The organism is Arthrobacter sp. Y3221114 (genome assembly GCF_059092625.1).
Genome location: NZ_JBNHHW010000002.1, coordinates 591,817 through 612,167 on the forward strand (window position 1 = coordinate 591,817; position 20,351 = coordinate 612,167).

General features: G+C 59.8%; 20 protein-coding genes. 5 read left to right on the forward strand and 15 right to left on the reverse strand.

Annotated features, from left to right (window positions below):
• Positions 1 to 444 precede the first annotated feature (444 nt).
• Complete coding sequence (locus tag AC5RV3_RS06885) at positions 445 to 678, reverse strand: hypothetical protein (RefSeq protein WP_494121473.1); 234 nt, start codon at positions 676 to 678, stop codon at positions 445 to 447.
• 962 nt (positions 679 to 1,640) lie between these two features.
• On the opposite strand from AC5RV3_RS06885, the gene AC5RV3_RS06890 reads away from it, so the two are divergent.
• The 5 genes from AC5RV3_RS06890 to AC5RV3_RS06910 all read left to right on the forward strand — a co-directional run bounded on the left by AC5RV3_RS06890 (position 1,641) and on the right by AC5RV3_RS06910 (position 5,997).
• Positions 1,641 to 1,811: a helix-turn-helix domain-containing protein gene (locus tag AC5RV3_RS06890; protein ID WP_494121474.1), complete on the forward strand. Its 171-nt coding sequence runs from the start codon at positions 1,641 to 1,643 to the stop codon at positions 1,809 to 1,811.
• 426 nt (positions 1,812 to 2,237) lie between these two features.
• On the forward strand, positions 2,238 to 2,861 hold the full coding sequence (locus AC5RV3_RS06895) for a hypothetical protein (RefSeq protein ID WP_494121475.1): 624 nt from the start codon (positions 2,238 to 2,240) through the stop codon (positions 2,859 to 2,861).
• A gap of 5 nt (positions 2,862 to 2,866) precedes the next feature.
• Positions 2,867 to 3,370: a site-specific integrase gene (locus AC5RV3_RS06900; protein WP_494121476.1), complete on the forward strand. Its 504-nt coding sequence runs from the start codon at positions 2,867 to 2,869 to the stop codon at positions 3,368 to 3,370.
• A gap of 961 nt (positions 3,371 to 4,331) precedes the next feature.
• Positions 4,332 to 5,225, forward strand: a complete 894-nt coding sequence (locus tag AC5RV3_RS06905; protein ID WP_494121477.1) for an MBL fold metallo-hydrolase — start codon at positions 4,332 to 4,334, stop codon at positions 5,223 to 5,225.
• The gene (locus tag AC5RV3_RS06910) at positions 5,218 to 5,997 is read left to right on the forward strand and encodes an SDR family NAD(P)-dependent oxidoreductase (protein WP_494121478.1); all 780 of its coding nucleotides are present in this window, start codon (positions 5,218 to 5,220) and stop codon (positions 5,995 to 5,997) included. Before AC5RV3_RS06905 ends, AC5RV3_RS06910 begins: the two co-directional genes overlap by 8 nt.
• 288 nt (positions 5,998 to 6,285) lie before the next feature.
• Here the strand turns inward: AC5RV3_RS06910 and AC5RV3_RS06915 are convergent, their stop codons facing one another.
• The 14 genes from AC5RV3_RS06915 to AC5RV3_RS06980 all read right to left on the reverse strand — a co-directional run bounded on the left by AC5RV3_RS06915 (position 6,286) and on the right by AC5RV3_RS06980 (position 20,338).
• The gene (locus AC5RV3_RS06915; RefSeq protein WP_494121479.1) at positions 6,286 to 6,774 is read right to left on the reverse strand and encodes a zinc-binding dehydrogenase; all 489 of its coding nucleotides are present in this window, start codon (positions 6,772 to 6,774) and stop codon (positions 6,286 to 6,288) included.
• 138 nt (positions 6,775 to 6,912) lie between these two features.
• The gene (locus AC5RV3_RS06920; protein ID WP_494121480.1) at positions 6,913 to 7,215 is read right to left on the reverse strand and encodes an alcohol dehydrogenase catalytic domain-containing protein; all 303 of its coding nucleotides are present in this window, start codon (positions 7,213 to 7,215) and stop codon (positions 6,913 to 6,915) included.
• Positions 7,216 to 7,455: 240 nt separating this feature from the next.
• Positions 7,456 to 7,767 carry a hypothetical protein gene (locus tag AC5RV3_RS06925; RefSeq protein ID WP_494121481.1) on the reverse strand — a complete coding sequence of 104 codons (312 nt, stop codon included), beginning with the start codon at positions 7,765 to 7,767 and terminating at the stop codon, positions 7,456 to 7,458.
• Positions 7,764 to 8,573: an SDR family NAD(P)-dependent oxidoreductase gene (locus tag AC5RV3_RS06930; protein WP_494121482.1), complete on the reverse strand. Its 810-nt coding sequence runs from the start codon at positions 8,571 to 8,573 to the stop codon at positions 7,764 to 7,766. Before AC5RV3_RS06930 ends, AC5RV3_RS06925 begins: the two co-directional genes overlap by 4 nt.
• A 30-nt stretch (positions 8,574 to 8,603) precedes the next feature.
• Positions 8,604 to 9,767 carry an LLM class flavin-dependent oxidoreductase gene (locus AC5RV3_RS06935; RefSeq protein WP_494121483.1) on the reverse strand — a complete coding sequence of 388 codons (1,164 nt, stop codon included), beginning with the start codon at positions 9,765 to 9,767 and terminating at the stop codon, positions 8,604 to 8,606.
• Positions 9,768 to 9,856: 89 nt separating this feature from the next.
• Entirely contained in the window at positions 9,857 to 10,642 is a 786-nt protein-coding gene (locus AC5RV3_RS06940) for an enoyl-CoA hydratase/isomerase family protein (RefSeq protein WP_494121484.1), read from the reverse strand.
• A gap of 76 nt (positions 10,643 to 10,718) precedes the next feature.
• Positions 10,719 to 12,029 carry an NtaA/DmoA family FMN-dependent monooxygenase gene (locus AC5RV3_RS06945; RefSeq protein WP_494121485.1) on the reverse strand — a complete coding sequence of 437 codons (1,311 nt, stop codon included), beginning with the start codon at positions 12,027 to 12,029 and terminating at the stop codon, positions 10,719 to 10,721.
• 52 nt (positions 12,030 to 12,081) lie between these two features.
• Positions 12,082 to 13,269 (reverse strand): CaiB/BaiF CoA transferase family protein, encoded by a 1,188-nt coding sequence (locus AC5RV3_RS06950; protein ID WP_494121486.1) that lies wholly within the window; start codon positions 13,267 to 13,269, stop codon positions 12,082 to 12,084.
• A 139-nt stretch (positions 13,270 to 13,408) separates the two neighbouring features.
• Positions 13,409 to 14,194, reverse strand: a complete 786-nt coding sequence (locus tag AC5RV3_RS06955; RefSeq protein ID WP_494121487.1) for an enoyl-CoA hydratase/isomerase family protein — start codon at positions 14,192 to 14,194, stop codon at positions 13,409 to 13,411.
• Positions 14,195 to 14,244: 50 nt separating this feature from the next.
• Positions 14,245 to 16,059: an acyclic terpene utilization AtuA family protein gene (locus AC5RV3_RS06960; RefSeq protein ID WP_494121488.1), complete on the reverse strand. Its 1,815-nt coding sequence runs from the start codon at positions 16,057 to 16,059 to the stop codon at positions 14,245 to 14,247.
• Positions 16,060 to 16,090: 31 nt separating this feature from the next.
• Positions 16,091 to 17,515, reverse strand: a complete 1,425-nt coding sequence (locus AC5RV3_RS06965; protein WP_494121489.1) for a TRAP transporter large permease — start codon at positions 17,513 to 17,515, stop codon at positions 16,091 to 16,093.
• A 78-nt stretch (positions 17,516 to 17,593) separates the two neighbouring features.
• Positions 17,594 to 18,139, reverse strand: a complete 546-nt coding sequence (locus AC5RV3_RS06970; protein ID WP_494121490.1) for a TRAP transporter small permease subunit — start codon at positions 18,137 to 18,139, stop codon at positions 17,594 to 17,596.
• Between the two features lie 34 nt (positions 18,140 to 18,173).
• Entirely contained in the window at positions 18,174 to 19,313 is a 1,140-nt protein-coding gene (gene dctP / locus AC5RV3_RS06975; protein ID WP_494121491.1) for a TRAP transporter substrate-binding protein DctP, read from the reverse strand.
• Between the two features lie 893 nt (positions 19,314 to 20,206).
• Positions 20,207 to 20,338 (reverse strand): flavin reductase family protein, encoded by a 132-nt coding sequence (locus AC5RV3_RS06980; protein ID WP_494121519.1) that lies wholly within the window; start codon positions 20,336 to 20,338, stop codon positions 20,207 to 20,209.
• Positions 20,339 to 20,351 lie beyond the last annotated feature (13 nt).

A 20,351-nucleotide genomic window follows, 5' to 3' on the forward strand; every position in this document is an offset into this window, starting at 1 on the left:
CACAACCCAAACCCGTCAGCTGTTGACAGGATGGTTGGCCTGGCACCCTGAGTGAGGACATGAGGAAGCCTCCGCGCGAATCCGTCAGGACTCAAGCGGGGAGGCTGCCGACTCTCCGAGCATGGTGCGTCGGTCATGCCACCCGGGTCTCGTCCGCTGCTGCTCTTGGGTTCCCTGCCCATCCGGCGGACCACAATCCTCATAGTGTGGGACCACGCTCAGCGGCACTGAGGTGTAGTGGTGGTGGCGGGGCCAGCCTGACGTCGGTGCGGAAACCCACGAATCGGTTGGAGGGCGCCGTAGGCTGCCTCGGTCGTCGGGCTGAGAGCCACCCGGCCATCGACCGTCCTTCGGATATGGGCGTCCGCTGGCGCGGCCGGCTGTTGGGTCCAGTGCCTCCGTCGCAGTGCTCCGGTGACCCTGGCCCTATGGGTGGTGAGCCCTTCACGGCTTTTCCGTATCGGACCTGAAGCACTCCGTACTTGCCAACTCCCGGGCGTGAGGGTTTCTGGAGAAATCCACTGTTTGCAGGTGCCGGACCTCGTTACGACGCAGGCCCCAGCAGTAGGCGACCTTGAAAAGGACGGCGTCGCGGTAGGCCGGCAGCCAGCCTTTGCGCCCCAGGGTCGCGATCCGGTCCACCTCGTCGTCCGCCCGGTCAAAGAACGCCTGCAGCATGCGCCGGCTGAAGGGGCGACGCTTGGGAGCCGATTCGTTCGCCTGGGCATGGACCGCTGTGTCCAGTCGAAACAGACCTGTGCAGGGTGCGTTCCAAAGTACTGTTCACAGACCCGGTCCTAGCCGTAATCGGGAGACGCCACGTAGGCGCAAAACGCCCGGAGCGCTGCCTGATGGCTCCTGATAGTGGATTGGCAGCGTGCTTGACGCTGCGCAGATCCCCAAAGAACTCATCGACATGCGCCGGCGTCCACTGCCACGGGTACTCGTTCGTCGATTCCTGAAACCGTCACCAGCCGTTCCCAGGACTCGATAGTGCCAAACGCCAGATTCCTGCTCAACTGCTGGTTGCGCCAGCCATCGAGCATCTGGGCGAACACATGATTCTCAGGATGAAGGAAACGCACGGCCCCGAACTGGAAGAGTGATTCCGCAGGTCAGGCGTACTTTTCAGGCGACGCGCAGCGCGGTGCCTGGTCAAGCGGCGGTGGAGGGGCTGATCATGCATCGGATGCAACTCCAAGAACAGGCGCAGCGAGCTCTGGTAGCCCAGCACCGTGGTGTGTGCAGCTCCACGCAGAGCCCGCAGTTCAAGGAAGAACTCGTCCACCACTGCCACATTCCACGACCACGGATACGCATCGGCGAAACGCCGGAACCGAGCCACATCCGCGCGACGGTGCTCGCTGGCAGCTCCTTCGAAGGATTCCAAGCACACCGTCCACACCTCCCGAGTGCGCCAAAAAGCCCGCAGGTAACCGGCGGAACCGGGGGTACGTCTATTCGGATCCAATGCGAACATCACGGAGTTAAGTTGACATAAGGTAGTAGCTTATCGGCGTCAAAAGCACGGGAGCTGAAGCAGCTGCGAGAACTTTCGCTTCCTGACGTATCCGGCGTTTCCGCAGGTCAGACGAGCCTTCTGCAACGACCGCATTGGCATGCTGGACCTGAATTTGCTCGTGGATTCCGAGAGCCAGGTTTACCGGCTGGTCACGGCCACGCCGGAACGCATTCCGGCCAGGACGTTCGCGGCCCTTTGCGACATCCTGGACTGCACCCCCAACGACCTGTTCGAACCCTTCGTCGAGATGCGCGCCGCGGCGACAGCCGACGCACCCCGGCGCAGCTAAGACCTGGGAATCCAACCCGGTAACCCGATCGCCAAACGCATCCGCCTCGTCACCCCCGAGGACGGTGAGTAGGCCACGCAAGCCGGAGGACCCGATCCGCTGGCCGGTCCCCTGCAACCGCTGCGGCCAGCACCACCAAACCGTCGCACGGTACCAAACCGTCGCACGCTGGCCCGCCGGCGGAGTCTGCGGCTACTGCTACCAGCAAACCAAACGCACCCGCGGCATCTGCGCCTGCGGACACGAAGGCGTCCTGCCCGGCCTCATCGACACCCAACCCGCGTGCCGTCGATGCTCGGGCATCCGACTCAACGTCGACTGCTTGGCCTCCGGAGCTGAGGACGGACTTCACACGGCGGTCGCTGCTGGACCTGCGTCCTCGGCAATGTCCTAGATGGCTTGCTCACCGACCCGGCCACGGGATCCATGGCCAACGATCTGATCCCGCTGGCGGCGGCGCTGAAGTCTGTGAAACGGGCCAACAGCGGCCTGACCTGGATCCGCCAAAAGCACGTAACAGCGTTCCTGCGAAACCTCGCGGTCGCACCCGCGATCACGCACGAAACCTTCGACGGACTGCCCGAGTCACGCACCCGCGAATACGTCCGAGGACTCTTCATCGAGCACGGGGTGCTCCCCCGCCGCGACGAACTCCGGATGCGCTACGACAACTGGGCAGCGCAAGCCCTCGAACGCGTGAGTGACCTGCAGAACCGTGAAGTGATCCGCCGCTACATCCGCTGGCACCACCAACGACGGATGAACCACATGGACGAAGTCAGCCGCGGAACCTTCCTGCGTGCCAAACAGGAAGTCACCGTGGCCATCGACCTCCTCAACTGGCTCACCGGCCACGGCATCAAACTGCCCGACCTGCAACAATCCCACCTAGATGTATGGCAAGCAGAAGGGCCAACGACCCGGCGCATCGCCGAGCGCTTCCTCAAATGGGCCATCAAAACCAAAGCCGCTGCGGCAGGCTCGCCATCCTCCCGCACCGCCGCGGAACCAGTCCCAAACTCGACAAGACAGGACAGGACGAAGCGCTGAACAAGGTGCTCCAACTGGACGGACTCGACGTACGGGACAGGGCCGCCGCGATCCTCATCCTCGTCTTCGGACAACAGGCCGAAAACATCGCTCGGCTGACCTGGGACGACGTGACCATCACCGAAGACCTGGTCACCATCCGGCTCGGGTCAATCCAGATCGCGTTGCCTGATCCGCTGGACCTGCCGTGGCGGGAACTCGCTGAGAATCCCGGCCACAACCTAACCGCCTCACACCCGAGCACCAACTGGGTATTCCGCGGAACATCGCCAGGACGACACATCGACCCAGGGCACCTGACAGCGCGACTCCGCAGAATATTCAGCACCCGGGCGGCACGGCTCGGAACTCTCCACGAACTCACCAAACTCGCGCCCGTGGCCATCATTGCCGATGCGCTCGGCTACTCCCCGGCTACGATCGAACGCCACGCCACTGACTCGGCCGCCGCCTACGCCCAATACATCGCAGCAGCAAGAACCTCCCGGCAAAACACGCCACGTGTCTAACAGGCATTCGGCCGCGACGGTCCGAACTTTCGAAAGGGCAACCTGCTAAGAGGGCTTACGGCAACGGCGGAAATCGCCTACTCCCGGCCCACGAATACCCGCGCATGCCAGTTTGCAAGGTCTTGGTCAGAAGGGGTATGGGCTGTCCGGTGCGGATCAACTCGGCCGGCAGCCTTTACTAGCAAATGGCTGAATGCCTGTGTGTAGAGGTTGATGTGCGACTGTCGGACACAAGAGTTTGCCGACACATCCAACGCGTCTGGTGACCTGCCCGGACCGGCAGGCCATCCGGGGACGCGACTATGCATAATACGGGGGGGTCTTAGCCATCCCAGTCCCTGCAGGACTTTTCGCCGTTCTTCTCCCGGGCGATTTGGGAGCGGTCCCAGCCGCCGGACATTGGCCATGAATTTTCGTAAGCACTTTCCCCTTCCCATTTCGCGAGCACATTGGTGAGTCTCGTCGGCCCCTTGACACTGGATGTCGTTACCGACCAGACTGGGCCTACCGATCCATCGGTCGGGAGCAGGCAACGCAGGGGTTCCTGTGGTATATCCGGCAGGTGCGACCCGCCTGCGGTACAAATGGCGGGACTGATCATGTCTCTCTCCCTCCTACCCCCGGTATACCTCCGTGATCTGCGGCCACTTCTACCTCTGCGCTGCTGGCTCAGCGCCGCCGGTGCTGCTAATTGCTGTTGACGAAGCCACGCTGAGCCCATAGTGGCGGGGCTGGAATGTTAAGGGCAAGACCCTCGGCGCAGCCATGAGCTGCGGTGGCTTCCCCATTGGGCCTCTTGGCGGAGGCCGCAGGAGGGTTCGAGCACTATCTCTCGACACGCCGGATGCTCCTCCCGCCTCAGCCACGATGGGCGCGAATGTTCCTTCATCACGTCCCGTCCCTAAGGCGGACCCGCCCAGCCGTCTGTGCAAAGACATACATGAGAAAGAGGAACACAACAATGAAGATCGGGGACATCGAGATTACGCCGCTAATCGACGGCGAGGCGGTTGTGCCTAACACCGCTTTCTATCCCAACTTGCAAGAATCCGATTGGGAGCCCTACCGCTACCTGCTCGAGCCGGTGTTTGGTCAGTGCCAGCACCTCAACACGCTTGGCGGTTACCTGATTCGCGCGGGCGACCGACTCATCGTAGTCGATGGCGGGTCAGGGCCGCAGCCCAAGTGGCCGTTCGCCGGTGGGGGCTTTCGTTCCTCACTTGCCGCAACCGGTCTGGACCGTGCGGAGGTGACCGACGTGGTCTTCACGCACCTGCACTTCGACCACATCGGTTGGGCCAGCGTAGAGGGGAAACCGTACTTTCCAAACGCGACGTACCATATTGACCAACGTGAGTGGAACTGGTTTCTGTCTCCTGACTTCGGCTTCACTGAAGATGAGATTGCCAAGAGTATGGAGCGCCTCGAACTGTCGGCGCACTACTTCCACCCGGAGAATGACGCGCCAGCAGTTCGTCTGCGACCGATCGTAAATCAGATTGAGTTCTTTCGAGCAGACGAGGAGGTAGAGCTGCTGCCTGGTGTCGTAGCCCTCGACGGCAGTGGGCATACTCCGGGACAGGTTGTCCTGGAGTTACGCTCCGCTGGTGAGCATGGTTTGGTGCTGGGCGATCTCGTGCATGCCCAGCCTGAATTGATCGATGACAACGAGCGCGGCCAGTGGAACCTCCACAGGCATACGGACCACGACCGCGCCCGCGCTGCGGTAGAGCACTTCAGCAAGCGCATGTGGGACGAGAAGATCCCCGCTGCCGGAGGGCATTTCCCGGGTCTCCGCTGGGGCCGGGTAGTGCGCGACGGCGGTCAGCGCATCTGGGAGGAAATCCGTGGCTGAGCAGAAACAACATATCGGCCGGCTCACTGGCAAGGTGGCGATCGTCACGGGAGGTGCATCCGCGGCCGGGTTGGGTTTCGCCATCGCCCGTCTCTTCGCACAAGAGGGCGCGGCGATCATGCTCGCCGACATTTCCCCCGCCGTTAGGGAACGTGCCGAGCATTTCCCGGAAGGTTCCCGGGTTGAGGTGATGCAACAGAATGTCCAGGAAGAGTCCGATTGGATCGCCACGTTTGACGCAGCCCGGACAATGTTTGGCTCGGTCGACATCTTGGTCAACAACGCTGGGATTACCCGCCACGCCCCGATCGATGAGATGAGTTACGAGACCTATCGCTCGGTTATCGACACGAACTTGACCGGGACGTGGCTCGGTTGTAAGCACGCTGTTCGGGAGATGAAACGAAGCGGTCGTGGTGGCGCCATTGTGAACGTCGCTTCGATCAGTGGCATCGTCGGGATGCGTCATAGCTCTCCATACGGGTCAAGCAAGGGTGGCATCCGGACGCTTACCAGAGTGGTCGCGCTGGAAACGGCAAAGGAGAAAATTCGTTGCAACACAATCTGCCCTGGAATCATCCACTCGGACATTCGACCGCCGTTGCTGGAGCAGGACCCCAAAGAGTTACAGATGCGTCTCGACAGCATCCCCATGGGACGACTGGGCGAACCGGACGATATCGCCCGGGCCGCGCTCTACCTCGCCTCAGAGGACGCTCGGTACGTGACCGGGGCAGAAATCGCCGTAGATGGCGGCTACACCGCTCAATGATGGCCTAGCACCGAGTGCCCCAAGAAGTGAAGTTGCATCCTCGCCGGATATGGATCGGGCTTGGCGACGAAGGCAGGCGGAAACTGACCCATGATTTCGCTGCCGGTCATGGCTGCCTTGTTCCGCATCGAGCGTGGATAGAGGCGGGTCCAGTGAATATTTGCGCTTTTAGGGTCCATCTGTCGGGTGTTTGGGGGCCGGCGGGCCGAGCGCGCAGTAGCGGACTTGGGTGCCGGTAGTGGCGAGTCTGGGGGCCGCCCGGACCGGACTGCCTTACAAACCCTGACGCTAAGAAACGACAGACAAAACTATCTTGCCCATAACATGATTTGTCTCTCCTATCGTGTGGGCTTCGCTGGCCAGCTCCAAAGGCACTACGGAGTGTATAAGTGGCCTCAGCTCGCCCCGAAGGGCTAGGTTCCCGATGGCAAGCATCCCCGCATGATCCGGTTCCACAACCAGTCTGAAGCTGCTCCTATCACCGGTGGCAGCGGTTGCTGCATCGGATGCCAATAGTGAGATCAGGCGTCCCCCCTTCCGCAGTAGGGCAAGTGATCGCTGCTCGTAGTCACCACCTATCGAATTGAGCACAACATCGATATCGCGCAGGGTCGATGCGAAGTCCTCCTCGTTGTGGTCAATCAACTCATCGGCGCCTAGCCTGCGTAAAGCATCATGTTTCTGGGCACTGGCTGTTCCGATCACATAGGCGCCGCGCGACTTGGCTATTTGAACAGCCAGGTGCCCTACCCCGCCGCCGGCAGCGTGGATTAGCACCCTCTCGCCAGCGCGCAGACAAGCTGTGTCAACCAGTGACTGCCAGGCGGTCAGGCCGGCAAGGGGAAGTGCTGCAGCAGCAACGTGGTTAAGGTTTGCCGGTTTTGGTGCGAAATGGCGTGCAGGTGCCGTGATGTATTAAGCATAGGCACCGGCTGGATGGGGGAACTTGGCCATGCCGAACACCTCTTCACCGGGGCTAAATATCGTAACGCCTGTCCCGATTTCCTCGACGACACCCGAGACGTCGAAGCCCAATACAAAGGGAGGGACAGCCCCGCTGGGGAATTGTCCTTTAGCCCGTGTTTTCCAATCGACAGGGTTGACTCCTGCAGCATGAACCTTGACCAGGATTTCCGTCGGTTTCGGAGTGGGGCGGAGCATTTCTATCTGCTGCAGAACCTCTGGTCCTCCGGCGACTTGTTGGCTTATCGCACGCATTGGGAGAGCTCCTATAGTTCGGGGGGCCATGAGCCTCGTTTCCTCAGTAGCGGACGATCTAAATGGGGTGGTTCGCCCAACTGGCTGGGCGCCCTGCTTTATATTGAAGAAGGTGTTTCAGTGCTCAGGACAATATGAAGATAAGGTCTCCACCCAAGTCGGAGAATATTTACTTGGGTGGAGAGGCCAAGCCACCGAGGTTATTGCAATAAGTGGATTTCCCCATGGTGGTTTCTTTATCTAGTTTTCGATTGTTTCGATGTGTGCTCGCAGTGATTTCCTGTCATTGCTGAGCCACCCTTTCGATCGTGCGTACACGACCATAGCGTCGAAGTCCGCGATCCAGGAGGGGCCGTACTCCTCTCCTGCCTTGCGGAGCACATCCACGCTGAGCCAAGCATGCTGGGCATCGATACGACCTTTCAAGCCCAGCGACTCCTGGAGGTCGCGGTCCGGTACCTGGTGGCCCTGCACGATGACCGATAGTGACTTGAGGTTGCTTATATCGGAGATCGTCGAGTTACGTTCCTTGGGATCAATCGTGATGATCATTCGGAACCGCCGGAGCCGTTGGACGTGGAAGACATTTCGCGTACCTGCCTTACGCCGCTCATCTGACCCGTGGCGGTCCACCCCCCGTCGATGACGAATTCTGAACCAGTGACAAACGAACTTTCATCCGAACACAGGTATCCGACGAGTGGTGAAATTTCGTTTATGGCCGCAAGTCGCCTGAGCGGCGTGGTGAGCCTGTAGCTTTCGATCAATCCAGGATCGGCCTTGTGAACCATGGGGCTATCGACCACACCTGGATGTACCGAGTTCACACGGATTCCAAACTCCGCGAATTCCATGGCCGCGGTTTTTGTCAAGCCCCGCAGAGCCCACTTCGTGGAGGTGTAGGCAGCTCCGGTGTGGGCGGTCATCCCCGCAGTGGAAGAAATATTGACGATTGATCCACCGCCCGCAGCCGCCATGTGCGGGACAACAGCCTTCATCCCCAGCAATGGTCCCGTGAGATTGACCTGCAGGACTTTGTCCCATTCGACCATCTCCACATCGCGAATCCCGATCCGACTTGCAAGTCCGGCGTTGTTCACGAGCGAGTCAATCCTGCCGAACCTCGAAACAGCAGAGCCCAGAGCGTCCTTCCAATCGCCGGGGTTGGACACGTCGAGATGGACGCTCAGGGTTTCTGCTCCTGACTCCGCAAGGGAATCTGCCAACGAATTTGTAAGATCGTCGGCCACATCAGCGAGCACCACGGCTTGACCCAATTTAGCGAAGTACTCCGCGTGAGCCGCGCCCTGCCCTCCCGCTGCGCCGGTGATCACCACCACCTTGCGTTCATTGTCCATTGTTCGCATCCTTCCATCGCGATGACATGCTCATCGTGACACCCGTTCCTTCTCCCACTGGCCTGCTGCGGCAGTTCGCGCCGCAGCGGTTTCGCTCCGGTTTTGCTCTTGGGCCGCCACCAACCGCTCGTAAGAGTTCGTGGGTGCAGCAAGCTGGCCGTTGAAACGCGGCATGACTTCCTCGGCGAAGAGCTCGTAGCTCCTAAGAGTGCTGGGCCAGTCCGCATAGTCCACTCCCTGGAAAAGGTAAGTGCCGAAACCGCCGGACCGGTCGATGAGCCGCTGGATCTGTGCAGCGGCCATGTCAGGCGTGCCGATCACTCCGCGGCCTTCATCGTTGATCGTCTTGGCCAGTTCTGCGGTGGTCTCCGGAACCGGAATCGCGGACGGCGAGAACAGCGAATGGAACTGGTACTGCCACCGCAAACCGTACTCGCAATCCTGGACGGCCTTTTCGACTGTCCTTGCAACGTGCATGGGCCCCATCAGACGCCACCGACCGCGGTCCGGGACGTGGCCAGTTCGGGCGCTCTCTTCTTCGATGATCGACCAATGCACCGGTAACTGATCATTGCCTGCAGGATCTGTCGCCGCCAATGAAAGCATCCCGAGTCCGTGCCGACCGGCTAGTTTTGGGCCGGAGGGCGATACGGTACCGACGACGTTCACGTCGATGTTGTTGTAAGGCGAGAGTTGCAGCACAGCCTCGTTCAGCGTGAGCCAGTCTGACTCGTAGGAGACGGTCTCCCCCGCAAGGAGCCGCAGGATGATTGACAGCGACTCTTCCATGCGAGGCCGAAGTTGCACGGCGTTAAGGCCGAGCATCCGGGCGTCCATAGGCAATTGTCCGGGCCCGGCTCCAAACATGAAACGGCCGCGTGTCATATGACTCAGCTGAACGATACGCTCAGCTACCTGATAAGGGTTGTGGTAGGGAAGGGATACCACCCCGGTGCCCAAGGCGATACGGGAAGTTTTTTCTGCCGCCGCCGCGACGATCAGTTCAGGCGAGGCGACTGTCTCCACCCCGCTTGAATGGTGTTCACCTATCCAGATTTCATCGAAACCCAACTGGTCAAGATGGGCCGCCAGCTCAATCGTCCGGCGGAGAGCTATGGTCGGGTTCAGGCCCACGAGGTGCTGGGGCGGGACGAACGCCCCGAAGCGAAGCGGCCTCAGATCATTATTATTCACTCTAACTCCTCGATAAATTCATACAACTAGCAGTGGCCGCACAACCGGCAGCCATGAGCGCACCAATGCCATAGTCTGGTTCGTTTTTCCTAGCGCCCGGCCCAAACGGGCTGGCGCTTCTCCAGGAAAGCCGCTGAACCTTCTCGGACGTCTTCGCTGGCAAAGGCGATAGCCCGCAGGGTGTTGAGATAGGTCAGGGAGTCTTCAAACGACATGTCCCGGGAGGCGTTGAAAGCCTCGAGCCCGATCCGCATCGCATACGGACTGTTTGCTGCGAAGGATGCAGCTACGTCCAGAGCCTCTTGGTCGAGTTCGGCCGCACTCACGACCCGATTGACGACACCTGTGGAGAGGGCTTCCTCTGCGTTCATCAGCCTTCCGGTGAGTGAGAGGTCTAAAGTCAACCGGTCGCCGAGAATCGGTCGTACCAGCGGCAGAACCGTGAGCGGGAACAGGCCCAGCTTCACTTCAGGGAGGCCGAAGCGCGCCGAATCAGCGGCGATGGCGTAGTGGGCCGCGCAGACCAGCCCGAACCCGCCTCCGGCAGCGGTGCCGTTCACCGCGGCGATCACCGGTTTGCGCAGCCACTTCCGCATCGCGAAGACCTCCAGTGGCGGGTAATTATCGAGTGTCTCCGAGATCGGTTGACCCGTTGACTTGTTGAAGTCCGACTGGTCCCCGCCTGCGCAGAAGGCAGGCCCGGTGCCGGTGAGCACAATTGCATGCACCGTGCTGTCCGAATTCAACTCACGGAAGGTTTTGACGATCTGCTTCGCCGTGCTGAAACTTAGCGGATTACGCTTTTCCGGGCGATTCAAGATCACCCGGGCTACGGGTCCGTGGAATTCCACGTCAATTGCGGTGCTGTCTTCCATTGTTACCTAACTCAGAGAGATGTTTTTGTTGGCTTGGCGACTGAAATGACCCGAACTGTGGGGGCCGGAGAGTCAGTCACTGATGGAGGTTCTCGCGCAGAGTCCGACCGGGGTACTCCCGGCGGTAGACGCCTTTCTGTTGCAGGATCGGGACAACATTGTCGACGAACTCTTCAATGCTCGATGGGCTCACAGTGGGACTGATTACGAATCCATGTCCGCCGCTTTGCCGCCACAGGCCTTCCAGTTCCTCTGCCACCTGTTCTGCTGTCCCGACAATCCGCTTTGCGCCCACTGCCATGCCGAAATCCAGTGCAGCGTCCTTGAGAGTAGGTTTGCGTCCATCGACTGCTTCAGACACTGCCTCCGCGAGTCCTTTAGAACCGGGGACGTCGAGGTCCTCAAGCGGCGCGTCCAGATCATACTGTGACAGGTCCACGCCCAACGATCCGGAAAGCCGGGCGAGACCTGCCTCGACAGGAACACTTTCGCGGTAGGCCTGTTCCCGTCGTACCGCCTCCTCAGTTGTGCTTCCGATTATGGGCTGAACGGCAAAGAGAGCCTTGACCTGGCCGGAGCGGCTTGCACCGTCGGTGGCCGCTCTTAGCTTTTCCATGTATCTGGTCATGCCTGTCACGCTTTTCTGGACTGAGAACGTTGCGTCCGCGTGTTCCGCTGCATAGCGGAACCCGCGCGGTGATGCCCCTGCCTGGAATATGATCGGGCGCCCCTGGGGAGAAGGCAGGGTGGGGACGTAGCCCTCGCTTTTGTAGTATTCCCCGTTGTGGGTGACCCGCTTGACCCTGGTGGGGTCGGCAAAAGTTCTTGTCTTGCGGTCAGCTACAACCGCCTCGTCGCCCACACTGTCCCAGTAGGCCTCGCACACGCTAAGGTATTCATCCGCCAACTCGTACCGCTCATCGTGCCCGATCGGATCGATTCCCAAGGCCTTGTGTTCGGCGACGTTATGGCCGGTAACGATGTTCCAGCCGATTCTGCCACCGGACATGTAGTCAAGAGTGGAAAGCCTGCGGACTGCCATGTAGGGATGGGTGCCTGAGGTAGAAAGGGTGATGACGCACCCGAGGTGCTCCGTCGCGGCTGCCATCGTCGCTGCCACAGGCATCGGGTCAAAAGCTGGCCAGTTCACCCCGTACCGGATCGCTGTTTCCTGCCCGCCACGGTATCCGCCGCTTGGTGCAGGGGTATCTGCAAAGAACACAGCATCGAACAATCCGCGCTCGAGTGTTCGTGCCGCGTTCTGCCAGTAAGAAAAGCTCCCCAGCCCCTGCAACTGGGCGTCCGACGGATCAGCCCATGCTCCTAGCGTATGAGTCGAGGGGTTGCTCATCATGATCTGGACAAGATGCATGGTTTTATTCGTCATTCGTACTTCACTCCTAGGTTTTTCTGCGAGGCAAACATCGGTGACGGGGCTGTCAGCTGATGCAACCCCGTTTAGTCAGATCGTCAATCTGGTCCTGTTCAAGGGAAAGTACCTCGCAGAGCACTTCCGATGTGTGTTGGCCCAGTGACGGTCCGGCCCAGCGCACCCGTCCGGGTGTTAAAGACATCTTCGGGACGACACCGGGCATGCTTATCGTGCCGGTCCGGGCATCGTCCACGTCGATGATGTTCTCCCGGGAGGCGTACTGTTCGTTCTTAACGATGTCTTCGGGTGTCAGGACCGGGCCGACGAGGATTCCCGAAGACTCCATTTCCCTCAGCACGAAGTCGATGTTGTGGGCCGAGCACCAGTCCCGGGCGGCCTGGGTGATTGACTCCGTCCTGTTCCCGGCGGGTTCGTTGGCCGGGGGACAATATTCCTCGACCCGTGCGGTAAGGAACTCATCGAGCCGCTGGATGGTCGCTGCGGTTGCTGCTGAGACGATCACGTTGGATCCGTCCTGCGTGCTGCAGATCGTGGTCACGAATGCGTCCCCGAACGGGAAATCGCCGCCCTTGCGTGTTGCATTGAGGCCGGCCTGTTGGTGCAGGGGGATCTGCCACTCGATCATGCGGAACAGCGGCTCATACAGGGCCAGGTCGATATGCTGGCCTCTCCCGGCACCGTGGCTTTGTCGGGCCAGCAGAGCACTGACGACACCGAATGCACCCATGAGACCTGCGGTGGTGTCGCCTATTGAATACCCCGGATGAACGGGGGGTTCGTTAGGGTTGCCGGTCAGGTTCGTGGCTCCGCTGAACGCTTCCGCGATCTTGCCGAATCCTCCCCTTAAGCGGTACGGCCCGGTCTGGCCATACCCGGATATGCTCAGCATGACAAGGTCCGGGTTGATTTCGTGGAGCGTTTCCCACCCGATGCCGAGGCGGTCCATGACTCCCGGACGGTAGTTTTCTATGACCGCGTCTGCCGTTCCAGCGAGTTCCAGGAACAGTTGACGGCCTTCTTCGCTCTTGAGGTCGATACATACCGATCTCTTATTTCTGCCGGTAACAGCCCACCACAGGCCCACGTCGTTGATTTGTGCCCCCATGCCGCGGTGAGTGTCGCCAGTCCCCTTCGGCTCAATTTTGATTACATCTGCGCCGAAATCCGCCAGCAGGGCGCCGGCGAAAGGTACAGCCACCGCGTGCCCGAGCTCGAGTATGCGCAGCCCGTGCAAGGCAGATGGCTCTAGATTCTCAAACATAGTCTTCCAATTTCTATCGCTAAAACATGCATGTATCGTTGCCGGTAGGGACTAGCTCTGATTCGGCTCATCCGGCACCGGGCGAAGCCCGATGGCAGCCAGTACGGACCGGTTATCGGCCCTGCCACTGTGGAATGCGGTTTTCCTTGAATGCCCGGGGCCCTTCCTGGGCATCGTCACTCGCATAGACCGCTGCGAAGAGCGCGTCGGCAACCGCTTCCCCCGCCAGTGGCCCCATCTCGCTCCCGAACTGCGTCATCTGGAGATGGGCCCTCACCGTCAGGGGAGCGTTCCCCGCAATCACCCGCGCCATGGTTACGGCCTCTTCCAGTGCCTCTCCTCTTCCGACGACTTTGTTGACAAAGCCCAGTTCGTACATCCGTTGCGCGGAGAGGGACTGCGCTGTCAGGAGGAGTTCCATCATGACTTTCTGCGGCAGCATGGCGCTCAGGGCTGCCGACCAAGGCGCGCCTCGGCCCCAGCGCGCTTCGGTAATAGCGAACGAGGAGTGTTCCGCCGCTATACAGAGGTCACACATCTGGGCCAGCAGGAAGCCGCCGGCCATTGCAACACCTTCCACCGCCGCGATGATCGGTTTGTCGAGCTTGACGTTTTTACGGAATCGCGGGGTGAAGTCCATGCCGGGTTCCTGGATGGCCTGGCTGGCCAGCTCCGTTAAATCCGCTCCTGCACAGAAGGCCTTGTCGCCCGCGCCGGTCAGCACGATGGCGCGGCATGAGGGATCGTCATTCGCACGCCTCAAGGCATCGAAAAGTCCTTGTCTTGCATCTGAGTTGAGGGCGTTCCGCTTCTCCGGGCGGTTGATGGTGATGATCCCGACTCGGTCGTCCACTTCATAAAGAACTGCAGGCATCGTTATGGCCTCTTTCTTATCCAAGCTCTATTAATCTCATTACGCACAATATGCGTGCACGCCTCCGCCACGGCTCATGTCAGTGATACGGGTACCTGGACTTGCCGGGAGCCGAGGTATTCCCCGATGCCCTTGGCTTGCGGGTCGATCTTGGTGCAGGCGGCAACGCCCATTTCGAGGTAGCCGTGAATCACGAAGTTCATGCCCTCGATCTTCGGGAACAGGTGCCGGTCGATGCGGTATTCCCTGACGTTGGGCAGCAGGTCCTTCAGTTTCTCCACCGTCAGTTCGTCCACCAGATAGGAGTACGCCTCGGGCGTTCGGGCCCAGACGCCCAGGTTTGCCACGCTCGCCTTATCTCCCGACCTTGTCCCGAACAGGTCTCCGAACACGATGTCAGTGCGAGGAGACTCGGAATGAACCACCGCTTCTGCAATGTCCTGCGGATGCACGGCGGCTTCAGATGCTGTTCTGGCTTGGAACTGGTCGATTTCCTCGTGCGGACCCCAGGCAGTTTCTGTTCCGTCCGTTGCGTCGAAAACGATCCGAGCGGTGAGTTGTTCCTTGGGGATGAGGCATGGCCATTGAACACCGGCCAGGCGCTCTCGCTGCGGAGGGGTTGGAAAATACAGGCCCGGGAAGTTGTTGACGCCGAGCTGGGTGATGCGGTCGGAGAAGCCGGCTCGGCCGACCTTTTCCTTCTGGGTGCTGAGCACGGAAATGACGACCCAGGCGGTGGCCTCCTGGAAGGTTCCGGAGTTGGGATTCGCCGGTCCAATGACAGACCAGTCATAGGAATCATAGGATTCGAATCCTCCGATGGCGCGTTCGACTTCGCGCCGCAGCCATGCGACCTTCTCTGTCGTGCGGGCCCCGGTGACCCCGACCATCATGGTGTTGCGGTACCCGCCCTCGTAGGTGAGTGACAGCTTCGTATACGGCGTGGGCGTTATACCGCGTGAACCGGTCAGAGCGACTCGTCCATCGCCCAACGGTTCGACTGCCACGCTGGTCAGGTCCCCACACACGTCCGGGTTTTCGTACCGGGGACCGGATACTTCGTATAGCAGCTGTGCTTTCACGGTATCGACGGTGACCACTCCCCCAGTACCTTCTGGCTTGGAGATGACGGAGTCGCCGTTTTCAAAGATTTCCGCGATGGGCAGCCCGGGTAATCCAAGGTCGGGGTTCTCGTGGAAGAAAGAGAAATTACCGGCAGTTGCCTGCGCCCCGCACTCGATCACGTGGCCGGCGAACAATGCTCCGGCAAGCTTGTCCCATTCGTCTCGCTGCCATCCGAAGTGCCAGGACGCGGGACCGATGACCAGTGACGCATCGGTGACGCGGGGACAAATGACGATATCAGCACCCTGTTGGAGGGCCTCGGTGATAGCCCAGGAGCCAAGGTAGGCGTTTGCGGTCAGGATGGAACTGTCGTCGGCTTTCAATGGGGTTCCCTCGTCGAGGTGGGGGAACAGCTCACCGTCCTCGCGGAGTTCGCGGATCCGGTCAAGAACGTCGTCACCGGTGATGGCGGCCACCTTCAGGTCAACGCCGCGCTTCGCGGCCTCGGCCTTTACGGCCTCGGCGCAGCCCAGGGGATCGAGTCCTCCGGCGTTCGTGACGAGTTTGATTCCGCGATCCTTGATCTCCCCCAGGTAGTCGGAAACATAGCTCACGAACCCCTCGGCGTATCCCTTTCCACCGCGCAGTTCATTCTTGCGAAGAACGAGCATGGTGAGTTCGGCGAGATAATCACCGGTCAGGACATCCACGCCGCTGTCAATCAGCTGTCTCAGGCCATCGACCCGATCGCCGTAAAAGGCGGTGAACTGTCCAACTTTCAGGGATTCGGACTTATTACGCACAGGATCCTTCTTTCGTTTCAACGTGAATTCTTATTGCTGTGCTGCGGGCGGACTATCCGCCCATCATGCTTGGGATGAAGGTCGCTATCTCAGGGACAGCGAAGATGAGGGCGGTAACGAGGATGTCCATGGCAATGAACGGAAGGACTCCTTTGAATGTCTCAGCTGCCGTGACCTTCCCGGAGGCCGCCGCCACGACAAAGCAGTTGATTCCCACCGGTGGTGTCAGCAGGCCGATCTCGATGAGCTTGACGACCAGGATGCCGAACCACACGCCGTCAAATCCCAGTTCCATGACGATCGGGTACAGCAGCGGCATGGTGATGACGAGGATGGCGATCGAGTCCAGGAACATCCCGAGGGGAATCATCAGGACTAGGATCGCGACGACTACAAGTTCCGGCGCAACGTCGAGTTCCTGGATTCCTTTGGCTAGGGCTTGCGGGACGCGTGATGCGACCAGGGCGACGCTGAAGAGGCTGGAACCGATAACGATGAAGAAGATTGTGCTCGAAAGTCGTGCGCCCTCGACAAACGACTTCAGAGTGGTCCGCACGATTGAACGTGTTCCCTCTCGACGGAGCTCCCAGACCATCATGACCAATGCTGCCAGGGCGCCGATGGCGCCGGATTCCGTGGGTGTGAACAAACCTGAGTAGATGCCGCCGATGACGATGGTAAAGAGCAGTCCTGCCCGGAAGACTGCGCGCAACGGCAGCTTCCCGCTCCCGGATGCTGGAGCCGGGGACGCTTTGGCTGAGTCATCCGGAGTCGGCTGAAGATAGGTCGTAAGGGGTCCTGCTCCAGCATAGGCTTCTTCCTTGACACGGGCCGATTTTCCGGCCTGCGTTCGTTGCAGCTGCCTTGCCTGGTCTTTGCGCGCCGCCACCATGATGTAGACGATGTATGCGATTGCCGAAACTATCCCCGGAAGTATGCCCGCCATCAGCATCGCGCCGGTTGACTCACCCGTAAGCACCGCGTACAGCACGAGAATGACGCTGGGTGGGATCATGGCTCCGAGCGTTCCGGCCGAAGCTACGATTCCGGCGGCGAAGTGTTTTGAGTATCCGTAACGCAGCATTTCCCCGACCGATAGCTTCGCCATCGTTGCTGCGGATGCGGCAGACGATCCGGAGACGGCACCGAAGCCGGCGCTGGCCATCACCGCGGCGACTCCCAGGCCGCCCGGTACCCGGCGGAATACCCGGTTCGCGATGGTGAATAATTGTTCGGCAAGTCTGCCGTGGATGGCAAAGACTCCCATCAGGATGTACATCGGGATGACGGTGAGGGTGAATTGGCCAACCGAGTTTAGCGGTGCTGATCCCATGAAGGCCGTCGCCTGATCGCTGCTTCTGAGGACAATGATCCCGAAGGCGCCGGATATAGCAAGTGCGGCACCGATCGGCGTTTCAAGCAGCAGCAGGACGAGTAGAACACCAACCATGAGGAGCACGACAACCGTAGGTGTCATTGGTTTGTTCTCCTTTGAACCTGAACCGAAAATTCATTGTTTTGAAAAGTCTGCGCCGTGTCGAACGCGTTTACGCTGTTAGGCATTGGTCAAATCCGCCTCGTCATGGGTGGGCCAGTCGCCCTTGTCTTGAATGGAGGACCGGATGAAGTAGGCCGCCTTCATGAGAGAGACGATGGTGATGACGACCAGGCCCAGCGCCAGTACCGTCTTAGCCGGCCATAGCGGCCAATTGACCACTCCGCTGTTAAACTCTCCCGAGACAAAAGATTCAATAGCTCGCAGACCGCTGGCATAGGCCATCCAGCCCATGATCCCCGTCAAAAGTATTTGGGAAATGCTTCGCAAGATCACTCGAACCCGAGTAGGGAGGATGTCCCCGAGAAGCGTCATCTTCATGTGCGAGTCCTGGAATTCGGCGGTGCCAAGTCCGAGGAACGCAACGGCAATCAGCAGCAGGGTGTTCAAATCGAACAAACCGGGCAGGCTTTGATTCGAGACCAGCCGGATTCCCACATCGAGCGTGATTCCGATCATCATCGCTACGCCGGCTGTTGCGGACAGCACACCGCTGAAATCGGAGATTCGCCGCACAAAACCCATGGCTTTGTCCATCGTTTTCATCTAGCATTTCCTTCTCTAGACGTTGTCCCGGCCATCAAAGGCCGAGCTTCTCGAGGCAAGCGATCCGGGGATCCGAGCCCTCGTCTCGGTGTGCTTCGGAGACCTCTATGAACTCGTCATAAATGGCTTCAGCGTCGGCCACGCCGGCCTTTTCGGCATCGGACACCCATGTGGCCTTGATGTCATCGGCGACAAGCTCTTTCCACTCGTCGGTCTTGGACTGCTCCCACACCTTGAGCGTCGCATTCTCGGCGAGGGATTCACAGTGCTTGGCATTGGCTTCAGTGCGCTTGTCCACGGTGCGGCCTGCGAAGAATTCCACGCTGACCTCCTCGAAAACCTGCTGCACCTCCGGCTCCAGGTTGGCAAATACATCGCTGTTGATCATCAGGGCTTGGTTCGAATATGAGCCGATTCCGGTGTCCGTAATGTAGGGGGCAACCTCGTAGAGATTCCACTCATCGGTGCCACCCATCGTCTGCACGAAAGCATCGAGGACGTTCTTGTCCACGGCGTCGTACAGTTCAGGGGTAGCCACCGATGAAGGGTTGGCGCCGGCAGCGATCAACGCCGATGTTAATGCCGGGCCCGTGGACCGGATCCGAAGGCCTTCAAGTTCGGCGATATTGTCAAACGGAGTCTTCGTACCTATCATTGCCGCCGTCGCCGGGAAAAACTGGAGCAGCTTCACGCCCAAGCCATCGAGTTCATCATCGATAGCAGGAGAGTTTTCTCGCACCGAGGACAGCGCCGTCATCCTAGCCTGGTCGGTCGCCCCCCACGTGGGTACGTCAGCGACAGTAAGCGCCGGGAATTCGCTGGGAGTGTAAGCCGGCGAGGTCAACGCCATGTCCACCCGCCCGTCCTGGACACACTTTAGGGATTCCGCCACATCGCAACCAGTGCCACCGGACCCTGCATGCTCAATCTCATAGCTCACCTTGCCGCCTGTTCGAGAGACAACTTCATCCATGAACGCGATCGCGGTTTGAGCATCGGCGTGCTCATCATTGGGAGTGATCGCCGTAATGAGCAGATGTGCGGTCTCACCGCCGTTGCCCGAGCCCGAGGCCGCACCACATGAGGTGACGGTCAATGCGACTGCCACCGCCGCCACTGTCATAGCACCGTAACGGCGGATCCCAGAAACCGGCCGTTTCAAGTTCTTGTCCAATTTCGAGCCCTTCAACTAGTAGGAGTCCAAGCATCTTGGCTAGACCGCCAAGGTGATCCTCCCCGGAGTCCATAGCAATGAACCTATGGCGTGAAGGTGCCGCTAACGATGCTGCCCCAGAATGTTCGAATTCCCGGGGTGCTTATTACGAAGAAGCGAAAAATCCTCTTACCGAGCGATCGATCACTCGGTAAGACTATCGAGTGTCCATGATCACAGTCAATACATTTCTCGTTGCTACGCCTTATGCTCTGGCTCATGATCCGTTTATGGCGTGTCAACGGCACCATGGGAGGAGAGGGTGCCCTTGGTGACCACCATAGGGAATGCGCCGTGCGGCCAGTAAGTTTTGCCACGCTGGTTTTGCTGACGGCCTTCCCCGGGTATACCAGGGGGGCGCCGCTTATTTGTCAGCGAGGGCAAGGTCAGGCGAACAGGACCGGGCGAATAATTGAACGAAACCCAGGGCAATTCAGCACTGATAGAACCTAGGCCCAGCATCGCAAATGATAGGGGCAGAAGCAGACGAGGCCGTCGGATCCTGCTAACCCCGTGCCAGTCGCTTCGGTGACTAATCATGCACACCAGCGCTACTCGGCTGCCGACTAGGACTAACACTATGATTCTGGTTGCCCGAATGCGGCACTGCAACCGGCCAAGGGTGCAAGCTCCGTGCGTTTCCGATCCGTGTCCTTCGGCGTGGAAAAGGTGCTAGTGCCGTCAGACAGTTCTTCAGCCGCTTCGAGCAACGGTATGGGATCACTACCGCGGAACGACGAACACATTTACTTACAGGCAAGATCTTTCTTTACGCCAGCGTTGCTGGTTACGCCGTTAAGGCCAGCGGGCTTAACGGCTCCATCCGCGGCAGCGCGTACTGGTCTGGGCGGCTTTTAGTCGTTGTGATTGTGAACGTATTTGTACTGTCCCCTGAAGAACAGGAGGGGATCCTGGGCGGGGTCCGATTCGAGCGCGCGTACCCGGGCCACGACGATGGTGTGGTCCCCGCCGTCGTATTCGTCCACCAGGTCGCATTCG